The organism is Leifsonia aquatica H1aii, from assembly GCF_000633535.1.
Lineage (GTDB): Bacteria > Actinomycetota > Actinomycetes > Actinomycetales > Microbacteriaceae > Leifsonia > Leifsonia aquatica_A.
This window is the reverse complement of the sequence record NZ_AYMR01000011.1, coordinates 126,971-152,875: the sequence shown is the minus strand read 5'-3', so window position 1 is coordinate 152,875 and position 25,905 is coordinate 126,971. Positions and strand designations below refer to the sequence as shown.

Sequence of the window (25,905 nt, the reverse complement as noted above, 5' to 3'; positions counted from 1 at the left end):
GCGACGGCGGCCGAGCCTCAGGACTCCGGGTCGTACCCGAACTCGCGCAGCTCCTGCTCGCACCGGCACGAGGTGGCGATCTTCGCGGCCCACGTCACCGCCGCCTCCCGCGACGGCAGCTCCAGGACGCAGAATCCGCCGTCGAACTCAGCCGTCTGGGGGTACGCGCCGTCGGTCACCGTGCCGTCACCGGCCACCCGGACGGGAGGGATGTCCTCGTTCAGGCCGCCGCCGAACACGTACACGCCGGCGTCCTTCGCCTCCTGCATCACGGCGTGCGACTCGACGACGACCGTGTCGAACTCCCCCTCGGGAATCACCATCGCGCTGCTCGGGAACGAGATCAGGAACTTCGTCATGAGGCCTCCTCGGAGAGTGTCCGTCGTCAGCGAGGAGGGTACGCCGGTCGGGCGCGCGGCGCACCCGGTCGACGGTCCGTCACTGCGGCAGCACGTCCGCCAGGTGCGCGCGCAGCTGGCCGGGCACGTCCACACTCTCCGGGTCGTACAGCCACTCGTACTGCAGGCCGTCCCAGAGGGCGAGCAGCCAGCACGCCTCGTGCTCGGGATCCCGGTGCGCGGGGAGGTCGCCGGCGGCGGCGGCATCCTGGAACATCTGGGTGAAACTGTCGAGCGCGCGGGTGAACCGCTGTTCGAAGTACGCGTGCGCGGCGTGTCCCGGCGGCGTCGCCTCGGACGAGATGACCGCGTAGAGCTCGATGAGGCCCGGCTGCTCGGTCTCGTTGCGGGCGGCTCCGTCGCTCAGCCCGCGCAGGGTGTCCGCCGCCGAAAGGGCGGGCGACGTCTCCACGACGGCGTCGATGCGGCGGTCCCGCTCGCGGAGCACCTCGTGCAGCAAGGCGTCCTTGGCGGGGAAGTGGTGGTAGATCGCCGACTTCGAGACGCCGACACGGGTGGCGATATCGAGCAGGCTGGTGTCGCCGTACCCTTCGCGGGCGAAGAGGGCGGTGGCGTCGTCGACGATCTTCGCCCGGCGCTCGCGGCCGGAGCGATATCCCGGCGCCACGACGGGCGCATCCTCGGTCACGAGCGGGGGCAGGGCTCGGGCCGGGGGCGAGACCGCGTCGCCGCGCTCGTCGCCCGGTGCGCGTCGCCCGGGTGGGTCGCCCAGCAGACGCTGGTGCGCCGCGAGCCGGGTGGCGCCGTCGACGCGACCGGGCAGGTACTGCTGCAGGAGCTGGAGTCCCGACCAGGCCGCCGTCAGCCGGACGGCCTCGTCGGCCGAGTCCCGCCCCTCGCCCAGCGTCCCCGCCGATGCCGCACGCTCGAGGGCATCCCGTCGCTCGGCCCGCACCCGGGCGACGCGCTCACGCATCACGGCGTGGAGCGGGTGCGAGGGGGCGGATGCCTCCCCGGTCAGCGCGGCGAAGAAGCGGAGCGCGTCGGGTGCGTCGGCCTGGGCGCGCGCCTGCGCGGCGAACGGCAGCTCGGCGGAGGGGTCGGCGCTCGCCGTCGGGTGGCAGTGCGCGTCGTCGATCCGCCGTGCGACCTCGGCGAGCAGCTCCTCCCGGCCCGAGAAGTGCTTGAGCAGCGCGGGGTGCGAGATGCCGGCCCGGGCAGCGATCTCGCGCAGGGAGACGGCGCGGAAGCCCTGCTCGGCGAACAGCGCGGTGGCGGCCGCGACGATGGCCTGGCGGGTCGCCGCGGCGCGCGCGAACCGGGTTCCATCGATGACCGACGTCACATGCACCTCCGGAGCCCATCGTAGCTGCGTTACCGTCCAGTCGGATTTCAGTTACCATGCGGTCTTTTTTTGGGATATGCTGACCCGCATCGTCAAGGCGGACGACTCGAAAGGACTCGACACATGACAGAGATGTCACCCGCGGCCGCTGCCGCGTACACGGGGACGACGGGGATCAAGGCACCCGGAACCACCCCGTCCCGCACCCCTCGGGGCTACACCCCGGGCCTCGCCGTGGTGAATTTCGGCGTGCTGATGGCCCTGCTCACGCCCGTGCTGGTCTCGATGGCGTTCAAGGTGGAGCACCTGAGCGCGTCGACGGAGGAGGCGACCGCGCAGCTCGGCTTCATCCTGGGCGTCGGCGCGCTGTTCGCCCTCATCGCGAACCCGCTCGCGGGTCGTCTCTCCGACCGCACGACCTCCCGGTTCGGGATGCGTCGGCCGTGGATCCTCGGTGGCGCCATCGTGGGCGTCGGCGCCTTCGTCCTCGTCGGGTCCGCCACCTCCATCTGGGTCGTGCTGATCGGCTGGTGCCTGGCGCAGGCGTCGCTGAACGCGGTGCTGGCCGCGGCCAACGCCACCCTGCCGGACCAGGTTCCGGCAGCGAGCCGCGGCAAGGTCTCCGGGATCGTCGGGGTCACCACCCCGCTCGCCATCCTCGCCGGCAGCTTCATCATCAACTTCATCGGGGGCGACCTGCTGCGCTTCCTGGTGCCGGCCCTGCTGGCGCTCCTGGTCGCGGTGTTCTTCGTCGCTGTGCTGAAGGACCGCCGACTGACCGAGAAGCCACGCCAGCGCTTCACCGTCGGCCAGTTCTTCGGATCGTTCGTCTTCAACCCGGTCAAGCACCCGGACTTCGGCTGGACCTGGTTGACCAAATTCTTCGTGATGTTCGGCTACGCCGGCATCGCCACCTTCCTGCCGTTCTACCTCACGCAGAAGTTCCACCTCGACGAGCAGGCCGCCATCTCCACCATCCTGCTCGCCAACGTCGCCTCGACCGTGGCGATGGTGATCTCCAGCCCGATCGGCGGCTATCTCTCCGACAAGCTCGGCAAGCGCCGCCCGTTCGTCGCGATCGCCGGGCTGATCATGGTCGTCGGTCTCGTGATCCTCGCCTTCGCGCCGAGCGTCGCCGTCGTGATCGTCGCCCAGGCCATCATCGGCCTCGGCGCCGGCTCGTTCTTCTCGGTCGACCTCGCGCTCGCCACCCAGGTGCTGCCCAACGCGGACGACACCGCGAAGGACCTCGGCGTGCTCAACATCGCGAACGCGTTGCCGCAGTCGATCGCCCCGGCCATCGCGCCGTCCATCATCGCGCTGGGATCGGCCACCGCCATCGGCGGCTACTCGGTGTGGTACCTCTTCGGCGCCGTCGTCGCCCTGCTCGGCGCCGTGCTCGTCTACCGGATCAAAGGAGTGAAATGACCACGACGGATACCGTCACCGCCCGCCCCTGGCTCGACCCCGAGCTGCCCGTCGCCGAGCGCGTCGAGCTGCTGCTGAGCGAGATGACCCTGGAGGAGAAGGCCGGCCTCTTCTTCCACACGATGATCGGGATGGGCGAGCTCACCGAGCCGAACCCGGTGTTCTCGACCCCGTCGGCGGTCGACTTCGTGGAGCACCGCCGGATGTCGCACTTCAACCTCATCGGCGGCGCCCCCACCGCGCGCGAGATCGCCGAGTGGCACAACGCGCTCCAGCGGCTGGCCGCCTCCACCCGGCTCGGCATCCCGGTGACCCTCTCGACCGACCCGCGCCACTCCTTCACGGACAACCCCGGCACCGCGATGCTGGCCGGGCCGTTCTCGCAGTGGCCGGAACCGCTCGGACTCGCGGCCATCCGCGACGAGGCGGTCGTCGAGGAGTTCGCCGACATCGCCCGGCAGGAGTACACCGCCGTCGGACTGCGGGTCGCACTGCACCCGCAGGTCGACCTCGCGACGGAGCCGCGGTGGTCGCGGCAGGTCGCCACCTTCGGCGAGGACGCGGAGCTGACCGCGCGACTCGGGGCCGCCTACGTCCGCGGCTTCCAGGGTGCGTCGTTCGGGCCGGGTTCCGTCTCCACCATGACCAAGCACTTCCCCGGCGGCGGCCCGCAGAAGGACGGCGAGGACCCGCACTTCGCCCACGGCCGGGAGCAGGTCTACCCGGGTGGCGCCTTCGAGCTGCACCTCGAACCGTTCGAGGCGCTCATCGACGCCGGCACCCGCCAGATGATGCCGTACTACGGCATGCCGGTCGGCACCGAGTACGAGGAGGTCGGCTTCGGCTTCAACAAGTCCGTCATCACGGGCCTCCTTCGTGAGCGGTTCGGGTTCGACGGCCTCGTCTGCACCGACTGGGGCCTCCTGACCGATGCCGAGATCTTCGGGCAGCCCTTCCCGGCCCGCGCCTGGGGCGTGGAGCACCTGACGCCGCGCGAGCGGATGAAGAAGGTCCTGGAGGCGGGAGCCGACCAGTTCGGTGGGGAGGCCTGCCCCGAGCTCCTCATCGAGCTCGTCGAGAGCGGCGACGTGCCCGAGTCCCGTCTCGACGAGTCGGCGCGGCGCATCCTCCGCGAGAAGTTCGAGCTCGGCCTCTTCGAGGACGCGCTCGTCGACGTGGATGCCGCCGACGCGGTCGTGGGCAGCGAGGCGTTCGTCGCGGCGGGGGAGTGGGCGCAGCGCGCCTCCATCACCCTGCTCACCAACGGTGCCACCGACGCTCCGCAGCTGCCGGTGCGGGAGGCGACCCGGTTCTACGTCGAGGGAATCGACCCCCGGCGTGCCGCCGCCTACGGCGAGGTCGTCGGCACCCCGCAGGAGGCCGACATCGTCGTGGTCCGCCTCCAGGCTCCGTACGAGGAGCGCCCCACGATCTTCGAGGGCCTGTTCCACTCGGGGTCCCTGGAGTTCCCCGCAGAGGTCGTCGACCACGTCCGCGACCTCGCCGCCCATGCGCCCGTGATCGTCGACGTCTTCGCCGACCGGCCAGCCATCCTCGAACCGCTGGTCGAGGCCGCCGCGGTCGTCACGGTCAACTGGGGTGCGAGCGCCGACGCTCTCCTCGACGTGATCACCGGCCGATTCGCCCCGCAGGGCAGTCTGCCGTTCGACCTCCCCCGCTCGATGGCGTCGGTCGAGGCGGCCCGCCCGGACGTCCCATTCGACACCGCCGACCCGCTGTTCCGGTTCGGGCACGGGCTGCGCTACTGAGCCGAGCGGCGGTCGCGGGTGACCCGCGACCGCCGCCGGCTCAGGTCTCCGGCCTGGCCCTCAGCGGCGTGGGGCGGGCTGACGACAGACCCGCTCTGCCCGCACTACCCGCGTGACCGCCGCAGCAGCCAGACGAAGTACGGTGCCCCCACCAGGGCGATCATCAGTCCGGCCGGGAGCTGCGACGGGGAGATGAGCGTGCGGCCGAGCGTGTCCGCGACGACGACGAGGAGGGCGCCGAGCCCCATCGAGACGGGGATGGTGCGGCCGTGGCGGGCACCCACGAGGCCGCGCGCCAGATGGGGCGCGATCAGGCCGACGAAGCCGACGACACCCACCGCGACCACGCTGACGGCCGCGAGCACGGCGGCGATCGCGAGCACGGTCACGCGCGTCCCCTCCATGCGCACGCCCAGGATGCGCGGGGTGTCCTCGTCGACGGCCAGCAGGTCGAGCCGGCGACGCATCCCGAGCAGGACCGGCACGGCGATGAGGAGCACGACGGCGACGGGGGCGACGTCGGGCAGCGTGCGGCCATACGTGGTCCCGGAGAGCCAGGTCAGGATGCGCGGCGTCTGCCACGGGTCGGCACGCAGCAGCAGGAACGCGGTGATGGCGGTCAACCCGTAGCCGCAGCCGATGCCGATGAGCACGAACCGGTCCGGGAGCAGGCCGCCGCGCCACGCGAGCAGGGCGATCAGGCCGAACGTCGCCAGCCCCATGACGATCGCCAGGACGATCAGCAGCGGCCGTCCGCCCGCGATCCCGGAGGTCACCACGATGACCGCGCCGAGCCCCGCGCCGGCGGTGATGCCGAGGATGCCGGGCTCGGCCAGCGGGTTGCGCACGGTGCTCTGCACCACGCAGCCCGCCAGGGCGAGGGCCGCGCCGGCGAGGGCGGCCGCGAGGACGCGGGGGAGGCGCTCGTCGAGCGCACGGGCGACCAGATCGGGGGCGCCGCCCTGCAGCCACAGCGCGATGTCGCCGGTGCGCAACCAGAGACTCCCGGCGAGCAGCCCGATCACGGCGGTGACGGCGAGCAGCACCGCGACGACCACCAGGACGACGATGAACCGACGGCGCGAGCGCACCGCGATGCGGGCGCCGGGAGGCTGTCGCACGGACCCCGAATCGCGCAGGCGCATCGCCAGCGCCACGATGATGACCGCGCCGAGCACCGCGGTCGGGATCCCGGTGGGGATCGACGCGGCCGCCTCCGCGCCGAGGATCGCACGCAGGGCGACATCGGCCAGCAGGATGAGAAGGGCACCCATCAGGCCGGCGGCGGGGATCAGCAGCAGATGCCGGTTCAGGGAGGGCACGCGTGCGGCGATCAGGCGGACGAGCACCGGGGCGCCCAGCCCGACGAACGCGATCGGCCCGGCCACCGTGACGGCGACGGCCGTCAGCAGCACGGCACCCACGACGGCGAGCAGGCGGGTGGAGCGGACGGGGACGCCGAGCGAGGCCGCGGTGTCGTCGCCGAGCCGGAGGACGTCGAGGCGGCGGGAGAGCAGCAGGACGAGGGCGACGACCGCGACGATCAGCGGGATGGCGCGGGTGGACGCATCGAGATTCAGCTGCGCGAGGGAGCCGCTGCCCCAGGCGAACAGGCCGGTGGTGCGCTCCTTGAAGAGGATGAGCAGCATCGCGGTGGCGGCGTCGAGAGCCATCGCGATCGCACTGCCCGCCAGGATGAGCCGGGTCGTCCCCGTCCCGGCGCCGCGGCCGGCGACGCCGAGGACCAGTGCGGCGGCGGCCAGCCCGCCGATGAAGGCGACGCCTCCCGACGCCCACAGCGGGACGGAGAGCCCGAACGCGGCGACCGCGGAGAGGGCGAAGTACGAGCCGGCGCTCACGGCCAGGGTGTCCGGAGAGGCGAGCACGTTGCGGGTCACCGACTGCAGCAGCGCGCCTGCGGCGCCGAGCGCGATGCCGACGGCGATCCCCGCCAGCAACCGTGGCAGCCGGGAGCCTGTCAGCACGTCGGCGACGGGCACGCCACCCACCGTCTCGCGCGCGCCGGCCGCGAAGCGGAGGAGGTCCCACATCCCGACGCCGGAGGTGCCCTGCGTGACGTGCCACATCCCCACCACGACGACGGCGACGAGCAGGGCGACCAGAACGGCCGCCCCGCCAGCCCCGCCCGCTCCGGCGCGGAACCCCGGATCGACGGCCGGGGTGCGCCCGGTCGCGACGATCCGGGTCGAGCTCACCGGGCGCTCAGCCCCGGGTGAGGGCGTCGACGTAGGCGTCGATCGCCTGCTCGTTCGAGAGTGGTCCGCCCGCGCCCCAGACGCCGGCCGGGAACGCGTGCGCGCGTCCCTCCTTCACGGCGGGGAGGGCGGTCCAGATGGAGCTCTTGTCGAGTTCGGTCACATAGCTGTCCGGCGTCTTGTCGTCGGAGTAGAACAGGTTCGCATCGCCGACGGCGGTCAGGCCCTCGATGTCGGTCTGGGCGAGACCGTACGCCGGGTCGACACCGCCGTTGCCGTACGCCTTGTCGACCTCGTCCGTCCAGGCCGGCGTCATCCCGAGCTGCTCCCCGAGCGCCGTGAACAGTGCACCCGTGCCGTAGGGGCGGATGGCGACGTTGCCGCTCTCGATCCAGCCGTCGAAGAACAGGAAGCTCCTGGTCGGGAGGTCGACGTCCGCGACCTTCTCCTTGGCGGTGGCGAGGTGCTCGTCGAACTGCTTCAGGACGACGTCGGCGCGCTCGGTGCGGCCGGTCGCCTTCGCGATCGTCGTGAACACGTTCTTCATGTTGCCGATCGGGTCGGCGGCGTTCGCGCCGAGGGTGACGAGCACCGGCACATCCCGCTTCTCGAGCTGGGCGACGATCTCGTCGTCGGGGGTGAAGCCCTCGACGATGATGAGGTCCGGCTTGGCGCCGTAGAGGGCGTCGAGGTCGGGCTCGCCGCGCTGGCCGGCGTTGACGACGCCCTTCGGCAGCTTCTCCGCGCTCACGTAGGTGCCGTAGCCGTCGGGGTCCGCGACCGCGACCGGCGCCACGCACAGGGTGAGGGCGTCCTCGATCTGCTGCCACTCGAGCACCGCGACCCGCTTGGCCGGCGCATCCAGCTTCACCGTGCGGCCCACTCCGTCGGTGAGGGTCACCGGACCGGTGGAGGTGGCGGTGGTGTCGTCGGCGCAGGCCTGCGAGGTCGGCTTCGGCGCGGCGGTGCTCGCCGCGTCGCCGACGGCCGTGGTGCCGCAGGCCGTGAGGGTGAGGGCGACGGCGGCGACGGTGGCCGCCGCGGTCGCGAGTCGGTGGGCGCGGATCATGGGTGGTCCTCTCTGAGGGGGGATGCAGGGGATGCGGGGGAGACGGAAAGGGTGCGAGGGGAGTGGCGGCCGATCGGGTCGATGCGCAGGCGGCCCGAACGCGGGTCGACCTCCACCTCGACGCGCAGGTCGTAGACCTCGCCGATGTTCTCCGCCGTGAGAACGTCGTGCGGCGCCCCGGCGGCGTGGATGCGGCCCGCGCGCATCAGCAGCAGCGCGTCGGCGATGCGGGCGGCGTGGTCGAGGTCGTGCAGGACGATGCCGACTGCGGCGCCGTGCACGTCCGCCAGATCGCGTACCAGGTCGAGCGTCTCGACCTGGTACCGCAGGTCGAGGTGGTTCGTGGGTTCGTCGAGCAGGACGACGCCGGTCTCCTGGGCCAGGCAGGCCGCCAGCCACACCCGCTGCACTTCGCCGCCGGACAGCTCGCCCGCCGCGCGTCCGGCCATGTCGGTGACCCCGGTCGCGTGCATCGCGTGCTCGATCGCGCGGCGGTCCTCTGCCGACAGCCCGGCGAACCCGCGGCGGTACGGGTGGCGACCGAAGGCCACGACTTCCTGGACCGTGAGCCCCTGCGGAGCCGGTCGCGACTGTGCGAAGAGGGTGACCTCTCGGGCGAACTGGCGGGCGCTGAGCAGGGATGTGCGACGGGCGGTCCCGTCGGCGCCGTCGCGCAGGACCACCTCGCCGTCCTGTGTCGGATGAAGGCGGGCGAGGGAGCGCAGGAGGGTCGACTTGCCGCTGCCGTTCGGTCCGACGAGCGCTGTCACCCGTCCGGGCTCCAGCGTGATCGACACCCCGTCGACGACGGTGGTCCTGCCGAACCGCAGCGCGAGTCGATCCCCGGTGAGGGCCGTGGCGGCGCGCGGGGAAGGCGTGGTGGGCATCGGGGATCTCGTCCAGGAGGAGGGGGCGTCGGTGCGGAATCCCCTCGCGACGACCATCGGGCGGTCGCGTGCGAGGTTAGGTAAGGATTGCCTAAGTCAGACTATGTTCGCAGTGGCGTGTCTGCAATCCGGACGTAGGGACACCCGATGCGGACTTCCGGACACCGGAGTCGCGCGTCTGCGCGTCTGTGGGTCTGTGCGTCTGCGCATCGCAGCCGATCCGGTGGTCGCGACATGCCGCGAGGGCACCGCGGCAGGCGGCATGTCGCGTCCACTCGATCGTGGTGCGGGTGGGGAGGCGGTCAGGGGGAGGCGAGATAGGCGCCGGGGGTGGTGCCCATCACCCGGCGGAACGCGGCGATGAACGTGCTCGCCTGGGCGTAGCCGAGGCGGTCCGAGGTCGACTGCACATCCCATCCCTCGGCCAGGAGGGTGAGCGCCTGATGCACCCGGAGCGCCTGGCGCCACTGCGCGAACGAGAGGCCGGTGGTCTGCCGGAAGGCCCGCGTGATGGTGCGCTCGCTCACGCCCAGCAGTTCGGCCCACTCCTCGAGACCACGGGCGTCCGCCGGATCCGCCAGCAGGGCGTCGGCGATGTCGTCGATGCGGGGATCGCCCGGCACGCGCAGGGCCAGCGGCTCCGCGGCGGGTTCGAGGACATCGAAGACGACGGCTTCGGCTCGAGCGCGTTCGGCCGGGTCGAGATCGGCGCGCGAGAGGTGCGTCAGCAGGGACTCCAGGAGTGCGGGCATCGCGATGACCGTCGGGCCGTCGAACGCCACCGGGGTGCGGTCCGGTGCGAAGAAGGCGGCGAAGAACGCGACGCCGGCCGTGAGCCGGCCGGCGTGCTCGGCGCCCGCGGGCAGCCAGAGCCCGGAACCCTCCGACACGGTGAAGACCCGATCGCCGACCCGCGTGGTCATGGTGCCGCCGCGGACCCAGACCAGCTCGTGCTGATCGTGCGCGTGCGACTCCCACTCCAGGGGATGCGCGGGCACCTCCGATTCCGCGCGGATGGCCGAGCCGTCGACGGCTGCGTCGGGGGTGCTCCCGGTGCGGCGCACGACCGTGTCGGGCTCGCGTCTCCACGAGCCCGAGCCCGAGCGTGCGGCCGCGCCCGAGCCCGAGCGTGCGGCGGTCGGCGCGTTGGGTGGGTCGGGCTGCGCGCCACGCTGGGCGCTGGGCCGCTCGCGGGTGGCGGCTTCGCGATCGTGGGCGGGGGGACGTGCGGGCATCGGCACCAGCCTAGGACTGTGATCGATCGATGCGAGAGCGCTGTCAGTGTGGCTGATCGCGCGTGACCGCTGTGACAGCGTAGGACACAACCTACCAATGGCAACGCTGTCGGTTGCGGGCTGCTCGAGCATCCTCGCCCTCCCGCGCCGCCTGTGGATGAATCGTCCTCATACGACGCGACACGCCCTCTCCTGCGTCGATCGGGTGCCGAAGAGGGCGTGTCGTGACCGCTCAATCGCGGAGGTGTCGGTTTATCCGAAGGTGAAGGAGTAGGCGGTGACGCTGGCGGGGACGGTGACGGTGAGTGTCCCGGAGCCGGTGTCTTTCAGCGAGAGCAGTTGGTGCGCGTTCGGCACGCCGGAGACGTGGATCGTCTCCTTCTTGCCGTCGCGCTCCACGGTCACGTCCCCGGTGCCGGAGAGGACCATCTGCACCACCTTGGCCGTGTACGAGAGACGGATGGTCGCCGGCCCGGCCGACGGTGTGATGGACTGCGTGCCGACGTTCCAGCCGCCGTCGAGCGCGAAGGTGTTCGCGTTCTGCTTCGCCGGGAGGCTGAATGTCTGCGTGCCGCTGGTGTACTTCTCGGGGCCGTCGTAGTTGCGCACCTTGGTGTAGCCGAGGTAGCTCTCCGGCGTGATCTTGCTGACCTGCGGGGTCGAGTCGGCGACCTCGGTCGGGGCCGGCAGCTTCACCGACGGGTTGGCCTGCTGCAGCAGCTGGCGGATGAGCGACTCGGTCTGGGCGTAGTTGCCCTCGCCGAACTGCACGTTGCGCACGGTGCCCTTCGCGTCGATCAGGTAGTGGGCCGGCCAGTAGCGGTTGCGGTAGTTGGTCCACGTCGAGAGGTTGTTGTCGATCGCGACGGGGTAGGTGATCCCGAAGCCCTTCGCGGCGGACTCGACGTTGGCCGGCACCTTCTCGAAGGCGTACTCGGGAGAGTGGATGCCGATGATCTGCAGGCCCGCCGCCTTGTACGCCTTCTCCCACGCGACGACGTGCGGGATGGAGCGCTCGCAGTTGATGCAGGAGTAGGCCCAGAAGTCGATCAGCACGACCTTGCCCTTCTCCTGATCCAGCGCGATCGGCTTGTTGTCGGGCGTGTTGAACCACTGCTGGATGCCGGTGATGTCGGGAGCCGTGCCGCACGACTGCAGCGTGGAGGCGTCGTTGCTGCACTTCGAGAGGTCCTTGTTCTGGTCGTTGACCAGACCGCCGAGGTTGAGCGCCTGGCTCACCTGATCGGAGGATGAGAAGTTGTCCTGCAGAGCCGACGTGTAATCGGGGATGAGCCGCTGCAGGGCCTGCGGGATGTTGAAGAAGAGGCCGACGGCCAGGGCGACCATCAGGACTCCGCCCGTGATGCGGATGCCCTTCTGGTGCTTGCGGAAGCCCTTCACGCGCTCGGAGACGCGCCGACCGGCGAGCGCGAAGATCAGCAGCGGGATGGCCGCGCCGATGGCGAACGCCAGCGTGAGCACGATCGTCTCGACGCCGATCCTGCCGGTCGAACCGGCGACCGTGATGGCCGCGAGCACCGGCCCCGCGCACGGCACGTAGACCGCGCCGAGGGCGATGCCGAGCACGAACCCGCCGCGCTCGGTGCCGACGTTGCGCTGCGGGATCCAGGAGAACGGCTTCTCGAGGTACTCCTCGAACTTCGGCACGATCAGGCCGATGCCGATCAGCACCAGCACGACGATGCCCGCGTAGCGGAGCACGTCCTGCGGGAGGTGCAGCAGGGCGAGGAGGAGCGAGCCCAACAGCGTGAAGACGCTGAACGAGACGACCAGGCCCAGGATCACCTGGTACGGCCGCCAGCGGGAGGCGCCGGAGGCACGGTCGCTCTGCGCGCCGCCGGAGAAGAAGATCACCGGCAGCACGGGAAGGATGCAGGGGGAGATCCCCGTGATGAGGCCGCCGAGGAATCCGATCAGCGCGAGTGTCAGGTACATGCCCTGCGTTCGGCGGCGGCGTCCCGATCGGATTGGCCGGAAGACGTTCCAATCCGATCATCAGCGAGGCTCCGAAGCCCCGTCGTAGCAAGCACGTCGAAGTACGTCACATCACTGCACGAAGGAGTCTCACAATGCGCACTTCCAAGATCTCACTCGCCGTGGCGGGAACGGTCGCGGCCCTCGCCCTCGCCCTCACCGGATGTTCGTCCGGCTCCGGCACGGGCTCGTCCTCGACCTCGTCCTCGGGTTCGGCGATGACGACACCCTCCGCCTCGGCGACCGCCGACCCGGCCGCGGACCTCGTCGGTTCCGGCTGCGCGGCCTACGCCAAGCAGGTTCCGACCGGCGCCGGCTCCGTCGCCGGCATGTCGCAGGATCCGGTGGCGACCGCCGCCTCCAACAACCCGCTGCTGACCACCCTGGTCGCCGCCGTCTCCGGCAAGCTCAACCCCAAGGTGAACCTGGTCGACACCCTGAACGGCGGCGAGTTCACCGTCTTCGCCCCGGTCGACAGCGCCTTCGCGAAGATCGACTCTGCGACCATCGACACCCTGAAGACCGACGCGGGCGCCGCAACGCTCAGCAAGATCCTCACCTACCACGTGGTCCCCGGTCAGATCTCCCCGTCGGACATCGACGGCACCCACAAGACGGTCGAGGGCGGCGACGTCACGGTGACCGGCTCGGGAGACTCGATCAAGGTCAACGACGCCAACGTCATCTGCGGCGGCGTCCACACCGCGAACGCCACGGTGTACCTCATCGACTCCGTGCTGATGCCGCCGGCCCAGTGACTCTGAGCTGACCGAAACGACGAAGCGCCCGGACCCGTGCCGGGCGCTTCGTCGTGCGCGGGGTCAGTGCGCGAGGAGGTCGGGTTACTTCCGGCACCCACGGCCGCACGGGCGGGGACCCGGGGCTTGACTGGCACGGTGATGACCGCGCGCACGATCCCCCTCCCCTCGCCCGACCTCTACTACCCCGCCTCCGGGGTCAGCGTCGTCACGGCGCTGCGCGAACGTCGATCGCAGCACGAGTTCGCGCCCGAGCACCTGTCCCTCACCGCGCTCGCCACCGTGCTCAACGAGTCGGCCGGGATCACCGAGCTCTTCGGCCGGGGGACGCCGTCGCCGGGGCGCGTGTATCCGGTCTCCTGTGTCGTCGCTGCGTGCGCGATCGACGGCCTGCCGCCGGCCTTCTACCGGTACGATCCCCGCGAGCACGCGCTGACCCCTCTCGACATCGACGTGCCGCCTCGGGAATGGCTGCAGCGCGTGCTCGCAAACCGGACCATCGCCGACACGGAGGCGGCCCACGTCTTCGCGGTCGGAGACACCCGCTCGGCCGAGCAGCACTTCGGCGGCAACGCGGAGCGCTTTTTGCTGCTGGAGGCCGGACAGCTGATCCAGAGCATGCTCCTCGTCGCTCAGCACCAGAAGATCGGCGCCTGCACCATCGGCAAGGTCGATCGCGTGGAGGCGGAGACGCTCCTCGACCTGACGCCCGCGCGCGGCGCCGTCCTGCACAGCGTCGCCCTCGGCCACTACCCCGACTCGCGCACCCCCGCCCCCGCCCACAGGACCCTCTGAATCGCGCGAGGTGAGTCGTTGCGGGTGCCGGTCCTTCGACACCCGCAACGACTCACGCTTCGGCGGATGCCGAGGCGTCAGGCGAGGATGCGGAGGGGGTGTTCCAGCAGGGCGCGAAGCGTCCGCAGGAACTGCGCGGCGAGGGCTCCGTCGATGATGCGGTGATCGGCCGTGATCGTGAGGCTGAGAAGGGTGCGGGCCTCGACCTCCCCCTCGATCAGCGCGAGCTCGTCGCGGGCGGCGCCGACGGCGAGGATAGCTCCCTGCGGCGGGTTGACGATCGCCGTGAAGTGGTCGACGCCGTACATGCCGAGATTGCTCAGGCTGAAGGTGCCGCCGGCCATCTCGGCGGACGTCAGGGTCCGGTCCGCCGCCTTCGCGATCAGATCGCGGGTGAGCGCGGCGATCGTCGACACGGAGGCGCGGTCGGCGTCGGGGACGACGGGCACCACGAGGCCGCCCGGGGCCGCCACGGCGATCCCGACATTCACCCGGCGGTGCCGGAGTGTGGCGCCGCCGCCCTCGGCGGAGTAGGAGGCGTTGACGCCCGGGTGCTCCCGCAGGGCGAGGGCGACCGCTCGCACGAGCAGGTCGTTCAGGCTGATGGCCGGACGACCGTCCGCGGAATCGTTCTCGAGCGCGCGGTTCAGCTGGGCGCGGAGCGCGAGCAGGTCGCCGACGTCGGCACGCACGGTGGCGGTGAAGGTGGGGACGGTCGTCGCACTCTCGGTCAGCCGGGTCGCGATCGCCCGCCGGATCCCGTCGAACGGGAAGAGGTCGCCCTCGGCGGCGCCGGTCGGCGGGGTTGCCTCGGGCGGCACTGCGACGGTCGAGGCCGGAGCGTCGGCGACCTCCGGACGGGCCCCGTCGAGATCGGCCCGGACGATCCTCCCGCCCGGACCCGTGCCGATGATCACCGCAAGATCGAGACCGCGCTCGCGGGCCACCCGGCGGACCAGGGGCGATGCGGTCCGGCGGTCGGCGGATGCGGACACGGATGCGGATGCGGCTGCGGGCGTCGGCACGGGCGGTTCGGCAGACGCCGGGTCCCCGGTCGCCGGTTCCGGTACGACGGTCTCCGGCGGGGCCACCCTCGTGCCATCCCGGACCTCGCCCTCTCCGTCGCCCCCGTCCCCACCGCCGTCGTCGAGCCGGGCGATGGGAGTCCCGATCGCCACGTTCTCGCCCGCGGGCACGAGGATCTCCGCGAGCACGCCGGCGTCGTAGGCCTCCTGCTCCATCAGGGCCTTGTCGGTCTCGATCTCGACCAGCAGATCGCCCGGGGCGACCGGGTCGCCGGGCTTCTTGTGCCAGGCGGCGATGGCGCCCTCGGTCATGGTGTCGGACAGGCGCGGCATGAGGATGTCGATCATCGTGCTCTCTTCTCGGTGCGGGTGTTCGGGCGGTGGCGGGGGCGGGAGGTGCCGGGGGTCCGTGTCGATTCCGATGCGGCCTCCGGCGGTGTCAGCGGCGGCGTGCGACGGCGTCGAGGGTCTCCCGGATGGCGGTGATCGCGTCCTCCGCCGACGGAAGCGCCGCGGTCTCGAGGGTCTTGGCGTAGGGCAGCGGAACCTCGGCCATCGCCACGCGGCGCACCGGGGCGTCGAGCCAGTCGAACGCTCCGTCGGAGATCGTCGCGGCGATCTCCGCCCCGATGCCGTAGGTGAGCCAGTCGTCCTCCAGCACGACCGCGCAGTTCGTCTTCTTCACCGAGGCGATGACGGTGTCGCGGTCGAGCGGGCGCAGGCTGCGCAGGTCGACGACCTCCACATCGACGCCCTCCTGCGCCAGGCGTTCGGCCACCTCCAGGGCGACGACGGCCATGCGCGAGTACGCCACGACCGTGATGTCGGAGCCCGGCCGGGTCACGGCGGCGCGACCGATCTCGGCCGGTTCGTCCTCGTCGGGCACCTCGCCCACCGTGTTGTAGAGCGCCAGGTTCTCCAGCACGAGCACCGGGTCGTCGTCCCGGATGGCGGCCAGCAGCAGGGCCTTCGCGTCCGCCGGGGTCGCGGGCGCGACCACCTTCATGCCCGGGACGAACGCGTAGTAGAGCTCGATGTTCTGGGAATGGGTCGCCCCCAACTGCTGGCCGCCGCCGCCCGGGGTCCGGATGACGAGCGGCACCCGGGTCTGTCCGCCGAACATCCCGTAGATCTTCGCGGCGTGGTTGACGATCTGGTCCAGCGCCAGCAGGGAGAAGTTGATGGTCATGATCTCCACCACGGGACGCAGGCCGAGCATGGCCGCGCCGATGGCCGCGCCGGTGAACCCCTCCTCAGCGATCGGGGTGTCCCGCACCCGCTTCGGCCCGAACTCGTCGAGCATCCCGGCGGTGATCTTGTACGAGCCCTCGAAAAGCCCGATCTCCTCGCCGATCAGGAACACGTCGCCGTCGCGCAGCAGTTCGCTCCGCAGTGCGTCGTGCAGTGCCTGCCGGTAGCTGATCCGGCTCATGCGGGCACCGCCGCCCCGACGGGCGCGGCCGGGCGCGGCGGTTGCGGGAACAGGGCCTCGCCCGGCAGCCGGCGCGAGTCGTTCGCGACGGGCGTCGCGTACGTGTAGTCGAACAGCGTCGACACATCGGGATGCGGGCTCGCCTCGGCGAAGGCGGCCGCATCGGTGACCTGGGCCACGACCTCGGCCTCGATCTCCGCGAGGGTCTCGCCGGTCGCCGCCCCGTCGGCCAGGAGCCGTGCGGCCAATCCGGCGACCGGGTCGGCCGCGCGCAGCCCGGCGACCTCGTCGGCCGTTCGGTACCGCGCCGGGTCGACCACCGAGTGGCCCTTGAGCCGGCCGGAGGTCGCCTCCAGCAGGAAGGGCCGCCCCGCACGCGCACCGGCGATCGCCGCCGTCGCCGCCTCGAACACCGCCGCGGGGTCGTTGCCGTCGACGCGTGCCGCGTCCATCCGGTACGCCGCCGCCCGCTTGTACAGGTCGGGCTCGGCCGACGACTGGTCCACGGTCGTGCCCATCCCCAGCCCGTTGTTGACGACCACGTAGACGATCGGCAGCCGCCACAGCGCCGCCAGGTTGAGCGATTCGTGGAAGGCGCCGATGTTGGTCGTGCCGTCGCCCATCAGGCACAGCACCACCTCATCGCCGCCGCGGTAGTCGATCGCCAGGGCGGCGCCCGTGGCGAGGGGGAGCTGCCCGCCGACGATCCCGTAGCCGCCCAGGAAGCGAGCCGCGACATCGAACATGTGCATCGAGCCGCCCCACCCGCGGGAGACCCCGTCGCTGCGGCCGTAGAGCTCGGCCATGACCCGGCGCGGTTCGATCCCGCGGGCGATGGCGTACCCGTGCTCGCGGTAGTTCGTGAAGACGTAGTCGGTGGGCGAGAGCGCCGACATGAGGCCGACGACGGTCGCCTCCTCGCCGAGGTTGAGGTGGCAGTACCCGCCGATCCGTGCCTCGGTGTAGGCACGGGCCGTGCGTTCCTCGAATCGTCGGATGAGCAGCATCCTGCGGTAGAAGGCCAGCAGCTGTGCGGCATCGGCCGGCGCGCCCGCGGGGGTGGTGCGTCTCGCCGGCCGCTTGCGTGGGGGTGCGGATGGGGGCATGCAGGTTCTCCTCGTCGTCCCATAATGATACGGATCTCGTTTCATTGTAGAATGGGTGCGGCACCGTGACGACCACGAAGGAGGCGCGATGGCCTCCCGAGACCGACCGTCGACCCCGAGCCCTGAGACGGCCGCCCCGCGCAAACGCGGCCGCCCCACCGAGCAGGAGCGCGCGCAACGCCGCGACGACATCCTCGACGCCGCCGTGCGGCTGCTGATCGCGGACGGATTCCACCAGGTGACGCTCGACAGCATCGCCGCGGAGGCCCACGTCACCAAGCGCACGATCTACGGCTACTTCGGCGACCGCACCGACATCGGCATCGCCGCCGTCGACCGGCTGCGCGAGCGGGTGCTCGACGTGCCCCACGATGCCCACAGCCTCCCGGAGCTCGCGGCAGCCATCGTGTTCACCCTGCACTCGGACGAGGCGATCGGCCTCCATCGCCTCATGATCGCGGAGGCGAGCAGCCTCCCGGGACTCGCCGAGCGGTTCTACGCCGACGGCCCCCGGTCGTACATCGTCGCCCTCGACCAGCGGCTGCCGTCTCCCGACCGGGAACGCGCGACCGCGCTCTTCGCCCTGCTGCTGGGCGAGCCGCATCGCCAGCGCCTTCTCGGTCTGCGCGCGGCGCCGACGCGACGGGAGGCGGCCGCCCAGGCGCAGGGGGCCCTGCGGCTGCTCGGGCTGGGCTGAGCGCGGGCGTCCTTGGAGGTTTCTGGGGACGCCCGGGTTTGACTGGCCGCATGACCCATCTCGGATTGATCGACCCGCAGAGCATCATCCAGGCCGCCGGCCCGTGGGCGCTCCTCGGGGTGTGCGCGATCGTCTTCGTCGAGACCGGCCTGCTGGTCGGATTCTTCCTTCCCGGGGACACCCTCCTGTTCTTCACCGGGGTCCTCGCGCTCACCGGCCACTTCAGCGAACCGCTGTGGGTGATCATCGTCGCGGTGGTGGTCGCCGCGATGCTGGGTGACCAGGTCGGCTACACGATCGGACGTCGCACCGGTCCCGCCGTCTTCGAACGGAGGGAGTCCGGCTTCTTCAGCCGCGCGAGCGTGGAGCGGACGCAGGGCTTCTTCGACCGTTTCGGAGGCGCGGCCGTGACGGTCGCCCGATTCGTCCCGGTGGTGCGCACCTTCGCCCCGGTCGCGGCGGGCGTCGGGCGGATGCACTGGACGCTCTTCACCGTCTTCAACGTGGCCGGCGCCGCGATCTGGGCGACGGCGGTCATCCTCCTCGGCTACGGGTTGGGGCACATCCCGGGCGTGGCGGACTTCGTTGCACAGTACCTCGACCTGGTGCTCATCGGCATCGTGGTCGTCTCCGTCGTCCCGGTGCTGGTGCGGGTGATCGTGATGCGCCGGCGTGCGCGTGCCGATTCTTAGCGGGAGCTGGGGCGGCCGCCCGTAGCGTTCGACGGTCCGACCCGATCGACCGAAGGGATCCCCGTGACCGAGCCGAACCGCCTCCCCGTCCGCTCCAACAAGGTGCCGGAACCGACCGCGGCGTTCTGGGCCATCAAGATTCTCGCCACGACCGTCGGGGAGACCGCCGCCGACCTGCTCGCGACCAGCGTGAATCTCGGCACCCAGCTGACCTCTCTGATCATGGCCGCCCTGTTCCTGGCCGTGCTGGTCGTGCAGTTCCGCAGCCGGCGCTACGTCCCGTGGATCTACTGGCTGACGGTCGTGCTGATCAGCGTCGTCGGCACCCTCATCACCGACAATCTGACCGATGGTCTCGGCGTCCCCCTCGTGGTCTCCACGACGGTGTTCGCCGTCGCGCTGATCGCGACCTTCTCCGTCTGGTACGCCGTGGAACGCACGCTCTCCATCCACGAGATCGTCACCCGTCGCCGCGAAGCCTTCTACTGGCTGGCGATCCTCTTCACCTTCGCCCTCGGTACGGCGGCCGGCGACCTCCTCGCCGAGCAGCTGGACCTGGGCTATCTGGCCTCGGTGGGCGTCTTCGCCGCCGCCATCGTCGTGGTCGCGGTGGCGCATGCCGCGCTGCGACTGAACGCCGTCGTCGCGTTCTGGATCGCGTACGTGCTGACGCGGCCGCTCGGCGCGTCGCTGGGCGACCTGCTCTCCCAGCCCACCGATGCGGGAGGTCTCGGACTCGGCACGGTCACGACCAGCGCCCTCTTCCTGCTGGCGATCGTCGCCCTCGTGGTGTCCCTGACCCTCGCTCGCGGCCGGAGCCGTTCGCTCACCGCCGACGTGACGGGCCGCCGCATCGGCCTGGACTGAGCCGCGGCGATGCGGGCACCGGCGGCTCAGGCGGCTGGGACCCGCATCGCCAGGACCGTGCCGGTCGGTCCGGTCGCCTCGACCGTGACATCGCCGCCGTGCCGGGCGGCGATCTCGCGGACCAGCGCGAGGCCGATGCCGAAGCCGGCGCCGGTGCGGCGGGGCGTCTCCGGTTGCGCATGGGCGAAGCGGTCGAAGATCCGGGCGGGGTCGATCCCGACGATGCCCGGGCCCTGGTCCGCGACGACGAGCAGCGCGTCCGGGCCGTCGCGTCGCACGCTCACGGTGACTCGGCCGCCGGCGGGGGAGTGGGCGAGCGCGTTGTCGACGAGCGCCGTCGCGCAGCGTTGCAGGCTTGCGGGCGGGATGGTCGTCAGCACGTCGCCCTCCGCCTCCAGCACGAGCTCCACCCCGGCGTCGGAGGCGAGCACCCGCAGCGACGTGACGGCACGTCCGACGGGATCGGCCAACGGCGCCGGCGCGACGACCGCCTCCCGCTCAGGATCGGCGGCCAGCAGCAGGTCGTTGACCACGTCGATCAGGGTGCGGGTGTCCGCGCGCAGCTCGGCCACCGTGGCCGTCGACGGGTCGTCGTCGGCCAGCCCGCGCTGGAGCACCTGGAGGCGGGCGTCGAGCACCGCGAGGGGTGTCCGCAACTCGTGGCTGGCGTCGGCCACGAAGTCCCGCTGCAGTTGCAGCGCCCGGCCGAGCGGGCGGACGGCCCGCCGGGTGACGATCATGCTGAGCACGCCGGCGATCGCCACGGCGAGCAGGCCGACGACGATGAACGCGATCATCGCCTCCGTCGTGTCGATGTAGATCTTGTGCTCGCCGGGCTTAGGCGGTTCGTCCACCTCCGCCGGCCGCAACTGGTCGAGGACGAAGAAGAACGCGACGCCGATGGCCGCGACCACGAGCGCTCCGGAGGCGATCGCGAGCTGCAGCCCGACCGAGCGGGAGGCGGCCCGCACCTCCCGCAGGTCGGCGTCCTGCGCGGTTCGGCCCGGCGTGCGGTGCCCGCTCACAGCTGCCCCAGCCGGTAGCCCTGGCCGCGCACGGTCGTGATGATGTCGGGGTCCGTCTTGCGGCGCACGTAGTGCACGTAGGTGTCGACGGTGCCGTCCTGCTCGTCCGCCTCGAACACGGCGGTGAGGATCTGGCGTCGCGAGAACGTCCGCAGCGGGTTCTCGGCCAGCAGCCGCAGCAGGGCGGCCTCACGATCGGTCAGCAGGATGCGTCCCTCGTAGGGCGAGTAGATCGCGCGGCTCTCCGGGTGGAACCGCCAGCCGCCGATCGGCAGCTCCTTGCCCTCCCCGGTGAAGGTGCGGGTCAGCGCGCGCAGGCGTGCGAGCAGCTCGTCGAACTCGAACGGCTTCACGAGGTAGTCGTTCGCCCCGGCGTCGAGTCCGTCCACCCGGTCGTGCACCGCCCCGAGCGCGGTCAGCATCAGGATGGGGGCGACCACCCGTCGCTCGCGCAGGGCGGTCACCACCTCCGTCCCGCTCAGGCCCGGCAGCCGGCGGTCCACGACGAGGGCGTCGTAGTCGCCGGAGAGCCCGGCGGCGAGCCCCGTCTCGCCGTCCACAGCCCGCGTCACGTCGTAGACCTCGGCCAGCACCTGCTCGATGAGCGGTCCCAGCCGGGGGTCGTCCTCGATCAGCAGCACCCGCAGCCTGTCCATCGCCATCCGACTCACCTCCTGCCGCCTGCGGCCTCCAGTCTGGCGGACCGGATCCCAGACGGCTCTGAGGATCGGCCGTCCACCGAACCGTCTCAGAGATTTCTGGGAACGCCTCGGCCAGGATGCGACCATGCTGCGCAACAAAGTACCCGAGGTGACCGCGCTGTTCTGGGTGACCAAGCTGCTCACGACCGCGATGGGCGAGACCGCGTCCGACTTCCTCGTCAAGACCTTCGACCCGTACCTGGTGGTCGGCGTGACCTTCCTGGTCTTCGCCGGTGCGCTCGTGCTCCAGCTCGCGGTGCGACGCTACCTCCCGTGGGTGTACTGGCTCGCCGTGCTGATGGTCGCCGTCTTCGGCACGATGGTCGCCGATGTGCTGCACGTGCAGTTCGGCGTACCCTACCTCGTGTCGGCCGCCGGATTCGCGATCGCGCTCGCCGTGGTGTTCGTGCTCTGGTGGCGCACCCAGCGCACGCTCTCCGTGCACCGCATCGACACCCGTGCGCGTGAGCTGTTCTACTGGTGCGCCGTGCTGGCGACGTTCGCGCTCGGGACGGCGGTCGGAGACCTCACGGCGGTGACCTTCGGCCTCGGCTTCCTGGCGGCGGGCGTCCTGTTCGGCGTGCTGTTCGCGATCCCCGGCGCCGCCTACCGCTGGTGGGGGATGGGCGCCACCGCCGCCTTCTGGACGTCGTACGTGCTCACCCGCCCGTTCGGGGCCTCGTTCGCCGACTGGTTCTCACGATCGCACGCACTCGGGGGCCTCGGGCTGGGCACCGGGCCGGTCAGCCTTGTCCTATTCGGCGCGATCGTCGTCTGTGTGGCCGTGCTCTCGACGCGTCCTCGGGAATCCTCAGGCTCCGCGGCCTCGTCCTTAGAGGTTCCTCAGCGGCGCTCCGCTTGACTGTCACGATCGAGAAGTCGTCGAAGGGACCCTGACGTGAAGACCGCTCTGCTGCGCATCCCGCGCCATTGGATCGTGTGGACGGTGGTCCTGTTCGCCGCGACGTTCGTGCTCGGGTTCGCCGCCAAGGCCGCCCCGGCGCTCCGATTCGCGGGCCTGGACGACGCGATCAACCGCGTGAACTCCCCGGCTCTCGACCAGCTGGCACTCCTGCTGGACGGCCTGGACCGGCCGGTCGTCGTCGCTGCGGTCCTGGCCGTCGTCTTCGTCGTCCTTCTGTTCGTGCGCGGCTGGCGGCTCGCCCTCGGGGCGTGCGTCGTGACCGGTCTGGGCTGGATCACCACCCTCGTCGTGAAGACGATCGTCGCCGAGCCGCGCCCGTCCGTGGCGGGGCTGAGCCACATCGTCCACGTCACCCCGGCGACCCTGAGCTATCCGAGCGGCCACGTGGTCTTCGCGACCGCCCTGGCGACCGCACTCGTGATGGTCTGCCGCCGCCCGGGCTCCCGCGCAGTCGTCACCGTGCTCGGGGTGGTCTTCGTGCTGGTGGTGGCCTGGTCGCGGCTGTATCTCGGCGTGCACTACGGCTCGGATGTCGTCGGTGCGGTGCTCAACGGCGTCGGTGGCGTCGTGCTCTTCGCCGGCCTCTGGAACCTCGTCGCTGCGCGCGTGCTGGTCAGTTCCCGGGAGCGCGTCCCGGCGTGACGTGCTGGAGCCCGAGTGTCGCGTCGCCGTAGGTGCTGACGACCTCGGCGATGACGACGCGGTGCTGGCCGATCCAGCGATCGTGCCGGCGCTTCGCCTCCCGATGGGTGTCCATCCCGATCAGCTGGTGCAGCGCCTCCAGCGTCTCCCAGTAGTAGACCTCGGAGTGCAGGCCCGTCGCGTCGTTGGTCCACTCCTCCTCACCCAGGAAGCCGGGGATCCGGCGCGCACGCTCGGCGATCTCGTCGTTCAGGCGGTGGAAGTCGCCGTCGTAGGCCTTGGCGTCGAAGATGAACGTGGACGTGTACATGCCGTCAGCCCTCCGACGGGTTCTCGCGCAGCCAGTCGAGCACCTGGCGGGCGTGAGTGTTCGGCGGGAAGATCGGATAGAACACGTGCTCGACGACGCCGTCCCGGACGATGAGGGTCAGGCGCGCGTAGAGACGCTCGTGCCCGTCGGCGGCGAACGTCGGGAGCCGAAGGGCGTCCGCGAGCCGGAAGTCCTCGTCGGAGAGCATCGCGAACGGCAGCCGCAACCGCTCGACCACCTCGGCCTGGTAGTCGCGGGCCTGGCTCGAGAAGCCGAAGACCGCACTCACCCCGGCCTCCGCGAGGTCGTCGAAGTGGTCGCGGAAGTCGCAGGCCTCGGTCGAGCAGCCGCGTGCCCCCGGGATGGCGTCCCATCCGTCGGGCAGGTCGACTCCCGGGCGGCCGGTGAGCGGGTAGAGGTAGATCACGGTTCTGCGGGGGCCGAGCTGGGCGAGATCGACCTCGCGCCCGTCCGTGGCGGCGAAGGCGAGAGCCGGCGCCGCCAGTCCGGGCAGGTGGTCGGCCGCGCCGTCGTCCTGCGGGGCGGGCAGGCCTGCGGGAAGCGTGGTGTAGTCGGTCACGGGATCCTCCTTCGGGAACGTTCGTGCGGCGCCGTCGTCGAGCCGTTCGACCAGTCGCGCGCGCCGATCGTGCAGGACGGCCATGATGTCGTCGATCTCGGCGATGCTGTCGCGGAGCGCGGCGAGGGACGACACGCACTCGTCGCTGTGGTCGTGGCCGAGCTCCAGGCACTCCAGGAACGGGGCGGTCTTGCGCGCACTGATCCCGGTCGACGCCAGCTCGCGGATCTCCACGACCGCGCGCAGGTGACCGTCGTCGTAGTCGCGATAGCCGTTCGCCGCGCGGGCGGGCCGGACCAGGCCGAGTCGCTCGTAGTAGCGCACCGCCTTCGTCGAGACTCCGGCCCGCTGTGCCAGTTCGCCGATCCTCATGGGCACCTCCGAGGAGAATGTAGACCCTGTCCCGTGGGACAAGGTCAAGGAGGCGGAGCAGCGACGACTGAGCGGCAGGAGTCCGCCCGCGTCCCGGCGTGATGCCGGACGGTCACCCCTCCCGCAGTGTCGTGCTGCCGATCTCGGTCTGCAGCAGGCGGATCGCGGTGCCGAGAGCGCCTTTCGCGAGGAGCCCGGTTCCGAGCGGGCCCGCGGAGTCCTCTCCGAGCGGCGGCAGCTGCGCGAGCGCCGACCGCGCTGCGGGACTCAACCGCGCGACCTGCCAACGGATCTCGTCCTCCGTCGCCTGCGGTCGGTCGGGGGCGGCGCGTCCGACGGCCACGGCCGCGTAAGCCGCCGCTCCCAGCGCGTGGGCTCCCATGTGGGCGACCCCGGCGGCCTGGGCAGCGGCGCGGGCGGCAGCGATCGCCGCGGCGCCGGACACGGCGTGCGCGGCCCGGCCGGCCACGAAGCGCCGACGGATCTCCCCGGCGGTGTCGAGCTCCCCGCGGGAGAAGGCCCGGGCTCGCGCGATCGCCTCGCGCGGCCGCTCGTCGTCGGGCGCCTCCGCCGCGAACAGGTCGAGGACCCGTTCGGCGCAGTCCGCCGCCCAGGCCGCGACGACACGACGGTCCGACTCGCTCAGGGATTGGGAAGAAGCCACCCCTGCACACTCCCACATCGGGAGGCGCGACGCCGGGCCGGATCGTCGGCGGGCGGGGTCACAGTCCGCTGCCGCTGAAGAACTCGACCAGAGCGGGCACCGTGTCCTCGACCGTCGAGTAGTTGGCGAGGGCGATGACCGCCAGGCACAGCGCCACCGCGGGGATCAGGCAGGCGATCGTGGTCAGGACGCGACGGGCGCTCCGCTGCTCTCGCGGCAGTCGCGCCCGGAGGACGAGCAGGACGACGCTCGTCACGACGATCGCGGCGGCGGCGGCCAGCGCGCACGCGGCCAGCACCGCGTGGTACGTGCGGAAGTCGTCCACCAGCGCCGCGAGGGCCGGAGACAGTGCTCCGCTGCGAAGGCCGTCGCCGATCTGTGCGACCGCCTGGGCGACCGCCGGATCGGAGCCTTCCACGGGCAGGAACGTCAGCACCGACGACAGCGGGGCCACGGCGCCCTGCACGTTGGCGAGGAGCACGACCAGGACGAACGGAGCCAGCGGGGCACCGAGCACCCCGGCGGTGCCGAGCAGCCAGCGCATGCCCGGCCGTTCCGTGCGGGCGAACGCCTGCCAGATCCGCACTCCCAGCAGCACCAGGATGCCGAGCAGTGCGGCCGCGGCCACCGCCTTCGTGATGTGGAACGCCTGCCAGTAGGCGGCCACGTGGGCGAGGTCGGCACCGACGGCCGGACTCCCGGACTGCCAGAATGCGACGAACGCCGAGCTCAGCCGGCCGGAGAGGTTCGCCTCGTCGACGCCTGCGGCGCCGGGCCAGGCATCGGCGGCGCGCCACGGCAGCTGGGTGACGGCGGCGGCGCCGAGCGCGCCGGCTCCCACGAGGGTCCAGGGCGAGCGCAGCACGGAGCGCAGAGCAGGGGGCAGCGACGGGCGCGGGGACGGGGCGGCGAGGGACACGGGAGACCTCCGGAGTCGGGGATGGGTGCTCGCCACGGGCGGGTGCGGCGGCGATCCCCAGTCCAGCGGACGCGGAACCGCGTGGTCATCCG

The 25,905-nt window shown here is 71.6% G+C and carries 25 protein-coding genes; 9 read left to right on the top strand and 16 right to left on the bottom strand.

The genetic code is table 11. The features are described from left to right. Positions 1-17: 17 nt before the first annotated feature. Both U870_RS0113005 and U870_RS0113000 read right to left on the bottom strand, forming a co-directional pair. Positions 18-359, bottom strand: coding sequence for a YciI family protein (locus tag U870_RS0113005; protein ID WP_025157824.1), 342 nt, complete (start codon positions 357-359; stop codon positions 18-20). A 79-nt stretch (positions 360-438) separates the two neighbouring features. After that, positions 439-1,710, bottom strand: a complete 1,272-nt coding sequence (locus U870_RS0113000; RefSeq protein WP_029947571.1) for a TetR/AcrR family transcriptional regulator — start codon at positions 1,708-1,710, stop codon at positions 439-441. A gap of 117 nt (positions 1,711-1,827) precedes the next feature. On the opposite strand from U870_RS0113000, the gene U870_RS0112995 reads away from it, so the two are divergent. After that, entirely contained in the window at positions 1,828-3,132 is a 1,305-nt protein-coding gene (locus U870_RS0112995) for an MFS transporter (RefSeq protein ID WP_025157822.1), read from the top strand. Beyond that, complete coding sequence (locus tag U870_RS0112990) at positions 3,129-4,901, top strand: glycoside hydrolase family 3 protein (RefSeq protein ID WP_025157821.1); 1,773 nt, start codon at positions 3,129-3,131, stop codon at positions 4,899-4,901. The genes U870_RS0112995 and U870_RS0112990 overlap by 4 nt, the downstream gene beginning before the upstream one ends. Positions 4,902-5,005: 104 nt before the next feature. Here U870_RS0112990 and U870_RS0112985 read toward each other — a convergent pair whose 3' ends face one another. The 5 genes from U870_RS0112985 to U870_RS0112965 all read right to left on the bottom strand — a co-directional run bounded on the left by U870_RS0112985 (position 5,006) and on the right by U870_RS0112965 (position 12,264). Next, entirely contained in the window at positions 5,006-7,117 is a 2,112-nt protein-coding gene (locus U870_RS0112985; protein WP_025157820.1) for an iron ABC transporter permease, read from the bottom strand. Positions 7,118-7,124: 7 nt separating this feature from the next. Beyond that, positions 7,125-8,186 (bottom strand): iron-siderophore ABC transporter substrate-binding protein, encoded by a 1,062-nt coding sequence (locus tag U870_RS0112980; RefSeq protein ID WP_025157819.1) that lies wholly within the window; start codon positions 8,184-8,186, stop codon positions 7,125-7,127. After that, complete coding sequence (locus U870_RS0112975; protein WP_025157818.1) at positions 8,183-9,073, bottom strand: ABC transporter ATP-binding protein; 891 nt, start codon at positions 9,071-9,073, stop codon at positions 8,183-8,185. Before U870_RS0112975 ends, U870_RS0112980 begins: the two co-directional genes overlap by 4 nt. 302 nt (positions 9,074-9,375) lie before the next feature. Continuing rightward, complete coding sequence (locus tag U870_RS0112970) at positions 9,376-10,308, bottom strand: helix-turn-helix domain-containing protein (RefSeq protein ID WP_081815287.1); 933 nt, start codon at positions 10,306-10,308, stop codon at positions 9,376-9,378. A 252-nt stretch (positions 10,309-10,560) separates the two neighbouring features. Beyond that, positions 10,561-12,264 (bottom strand): cytochrome c biogenesis protein DipZ, encoded by a 1,704-nt coding sequence (locus U870_RS0112965; RefSeq protein ID WP_029947568.1) that lies wholly within the window; start codon positions 12,262-12,264, stop codon positions 10,561-10,563. 134 nt (positions 12,265-12,398) lie between these two features. On the opposite strand from U870_RS0112965, the gene U870_RS0112960 reads away from it, so the two are divergent. Next, positions 12,399-13,061 (top strand): fasciclin domain-containing protein, encoded by a 663-nt coding sequence (locus U870_RS0112960; RefSeq protein ID WP_025157816.1) that lies wholly within the window; start codon positions 12,399-12,401, stop codon positions 13,059-13,061. A gap of 141 nt (positions 13,062-13,202) precedes the next feature. Beyond that, entirely contained in the window at positions 13,203-13,856 is a 654-nt protein-coding gene (locus U870_RS22600; protein WP_025157815.1) for a SagB/ThcOx family dehydrogenase, read from the top strand. Positions 13,857-13,933: 77 nt separating this feature from the next. On the opposite strand, the gene U870_RS0112950 is transcribed toward U870_RS22600, so the two are convergent. From U870_RS0112950 to pdhA, 3 genes are all read right to left on the bottom strand, one after another. After that, positions 13,934-15,229, bottom strand: coding sequence for a dihydrolipoamide acetyltransferase family protein (locus U870_RS0112950; RefSeq protein ID WP_025157814.1), 1,296 nt, complete (start codon positions 15,227-15,229; stop codon positions 13,934-13,936). Positions 15,230-15,320: 91 nt separating this feature from the next. Next, positions 15,321-16,313 (bottom strand): alpha-ketoacid dehydrogenase subunit beta, encoded by a 993-nt coding sequence (locus tag U870_RS0112945; protein WP_025157813.1) that lies wholly within the window; start codon positions 16,311-16,313, stop codon positions 15,321-15,323. After that, positions 16,310-17,419 (bottom strand): pyruvate dehydrogenase (acetyl-transferring) E1 component subunit alpha, encoded by a 1,110-nt coding sequence (gene pdhA, locus U870_RS0112940; protein WP_025157812.1) that lies wholly within the window; start codon positions 17,417-17,419, stop codon positions 16,310-16,312. Before pdhA ends, U870_RS0112945 begins: the two co-directional genes overlap by 4 nt. Before the next feature lie 88 nt (positions 17,420-17,507). On the opposite strand from pdhA, the gene U870_RS0112935 reads away from it, so the two are divergent. The 3 genes from U870_RS0112935 (at position 17,508) to U870_RS0112925 (ending at position 19,675) form a co-directional block, all read left to right on the top strand. After that, positions 17,508-18,116, top strand: a complete 609-nt coding sequence (locus U870_RS0112935; protein WP_025157811.1) for a TetR/AcrR family transcriptional regulator — start codon at positions 17,508-17,510, stop codon at positions 18,114-18,116. 50 nt (positions 18,117-18,166) lie between these two features. Beyond that, the gene (locus U870_RS0112930) at positions 18,167-18,808 is read left to right on the top strand and encodes a DedA family protein (protein ID WP_025157810.1); all 642 of its coding nucleotides are present in this window, start codon (positions 18,167-18,169) and stop codon (positions 18,806-18,808) included. Positions 18,809-18,871: 63 nt separating this feature from the next. After that, the gene (locus U870_RS0112925) at positions 18,872-19,675 is read left to right on the top strand and encodes a COG4705 family protein (RefSeq protein WP_025157809.1); all 804 of its coding nucleotides are present in this window, start codon (positions 18,872-18,874) and stop codon (positions 19,673-19,675) included. Positions 19,676-19,701: 26 nt separating this feature from the next. Here the strand turns inward: U870_RS0112925 and U870_RS0112920 are convergent, their stop codons facing one another. Together U870_RS0112920 and U870_RS0112915 are read right to left on the bottom strand one after the other, a co-directional pair. Further along, complete coding sequence (locus U870_RS0112920) at positions 19,702-20,700, bottom strand: sensor histidine kinase (RefSeq protein ID WP_025157808.1); 999 nt, start codon at positions 20,698-20,700, stop codon at positions 19,702-19,704. Continuing rightward, positions 20,697-21,362, bottom strand: coding sequence for a response regulator transcription factor (locus U870_RS0112915; RefSeq protein ID WP_025157807.1), 666 nt, complete (start codon positions 21,360-21,362; stop codon positions 20,697-20,699). The genes U870_RS0112920 and U870_RS0112915 overlap by 4 nt, the downstream gene beginning before the upstream one ends. Before the next feature lie 124 nt (positions 21,363-21,486). Here U870_RS0112915 and U870_RS0112910 point away from each other — a divergent pair, with 124 nt between their 5' ends. Together U870_RS0112910 and U870_RS0112905 are read left to right on the top strand one after the other, a co-directional pair. After that, complete coding sequence (locus U870_RS0112910; protein WP_240183697.1) at positions 21,487-22,263, top strand: COG4705 family protein; 777 nt, start codon at positions 21,487-21,489, stop codon at positions 22,261-22,263. Positions 22,264-22,299: 36 nt separating this feature from the next. Further along, positions 22,300-22,968, top strand: a complete 669-nt coding sequence (locus tag U870_RS0112905) for a phosphatase PAP2 family protein (RefSeq protein ID WP_025157805.1) — start codon at positions 22,300-22,302, stop codon at positions 22,966-22,968. On the opposite strand, the gene U870_RS0112900 is transcribed toward U870_RS0112905, so the two are convergent. The 4 genes from U870_RS0112900 to U870_RS0112885 all read right to left on the bottom strand — a co-directional run bounded on the left by U870_RS0112900 (position 22,940) and on the right by U870_RS0112885 (position 25,813). Beyond that, positions 22,940-23,278 (bottom strand): antibiotic biosynthesis monooxygenase family protein, encoded by a 339-nt coding sequence (locus tag U870_RS0112900; RefSeq protein ID WP_025157804.1) that lies wholly within the window; start codon positions 23,276-23,278, stop codon positions 22,940-22,942. The genes U870_RS0112905 and U870_RS0112900 overlap by 29 nt on opposite strands. A gap of 4 nt (positions 23,279-23,282) precedes the next feature. After that, positions 23,283-24,230, bottom strand: a complete 948-nt coding sequence (locus U870_RS0112895; protein ID WP_025157803.1) for a MerR family transcriptional regulator — start codon at positions 24,228-24,230, stop codon at positions 23,283-23,285. Between the two features lie 112 nt (positions 24,231-24,342). Beyond that, complete coding sequence (locus U870_RS0112890; protein WP_025157802.1) at positions 24,343-24,894, bottom strand: putative immunity protein; 552 nt, start codon at positions 24,892-24,894, stop codon at positions 24,343-24,345. A gap of 58 nt (positions 24,895-24,952) precedes the next feature. Continuing rightward, complete coding sequence (locus tag U870_RS0112885) at positions 24,953-25,813, bottom strand: hypothetical protein (RefSeq protein WP_025157801.1); 861 nt, start codon at positions 25,811-25,813, stop codon at positions 24,953-24,955. Between the last annotated feature and the right edge of the window lie 92 nt (positions 25,814-25,905).

Coding starts and splice junctions, on each gene's coding strand:
- U870_RS0113005 (WP_025157824.1), bottom strand. CDS start 359: ATGACGAAGTTCCTGATCTCGTTCCCGAGCAGCGCGATGGTGATTCCC.
- U870_RS0112995 (WP_025157822.1), top strand. CDS start 1,828: ATGACAGAGATGTCACCCGCGGCCGCTGCCGCGTACACGGGGACGACG.
- U870_RS0112990 (WP_025157821.1), top strand. CDS start 3,129: ATGACCACGACGGATACCGTCACCGCCCGCCCCTGGCTCGACCCCGAG.
- U870_RS0112980 (WP_025157819.1), bottom strand. CDS start 8,186: ATGATCCGCGCCCACCGACTCGCGACCGCGGCGGCCACCGTCGCCGCC.
- U870_RS0112975 (WP_025157818.1), bottom strand. CDS start 9,073: ATGCCCACCACGCCTTCCCCGCGCGCCGCCACGGCCCTCACCGGGGAT.
- U870_RS0112970 (WP_081815287.1), bottom strand. CDS start 10,308: ATGCCCGCACGTCCCCCCGCCCACGATCGCGAAGCCGCCACCCGCGAG.
- U870_RS0112965 (WP_029947568.1), bottom strand. CDS start 12,264: ATGTACCTGACACTCGCGCTGATCGGATTCCTCGGCGGCCTCATCACG.
- U870_RS0112960 (WP_025157816.1), top strand. CDS start 12,399: ATGCGCACTTCCAAGATCTCACTCGCCGTGGCGGGAACGGTCGCGGCC.
- U870_RS22600 (WP_025157815.1), top strand. CDS start 13,203: ATGACCGCGCGCACGATCCCCCTCCCCTCGCCCGACCTCTACTACCCC.
- U870_RS0112950 (WP_025157814.1), bottom strand. CDS start 15,229: ATGATCGACATCCTCATGCCGCGCCTGTCCGACACCATGACCGAGGGC.
- U870_RS0112945 (WP_025157813.1), bottom strand. CDS start 16,313: ATGAGCCGGATCAGCTACCGGCAGGCACTGCACGACGCACTGCGGAGC.
- pdhA (WP_025157812.1), bottom strand. CDS start 17,419: ATGCCCCCATCCGCACCCCCACGCAAGCGGCCGGCGAGACGCACCACC.
- U870_RS0112935 (WP_025157811.1), top strand. CDS start 17,508: ATGGCCTCCCGAGACCGACCGTCGACCCCGAGCCCTGAGACGGCCGCC.
- U870_RS0112930 (WP_025157810.1), top strand. CDS start 18,167: ATGACCCATCTCGGATTGATCGACCCGCAGAGCATCATCCAGGCCGCC.
- U870_RS0112915 (WP_025157807.1), bottom strand. CDS start 21,362: ATGGCGATGGACAGGCTGCGGGTGCTGCTGATCGAGGACGACCCCCGG.
- U870_RS0112910 (WP_240183697.1), top strand. CDS start 21,487: ATGCTGCGCAACAAAGTACCCGAGGTGACCGCGCTGTTCTGGGTGACC.
- U870_RS0112900 (WP_025157804.1), bottom strand. CDS start 23,278: ATGTACACGTCCACGTTCATCTTCGACGCCAAGGCCTACGACGGCGAC.
- U870_RS0112895 (WP_025157803.1), bottom strand. CDS start 24,230: ATGAGGATCGGCGAACTGGCACAGCGGGCCGGAGTCTCGACGAAGGCG.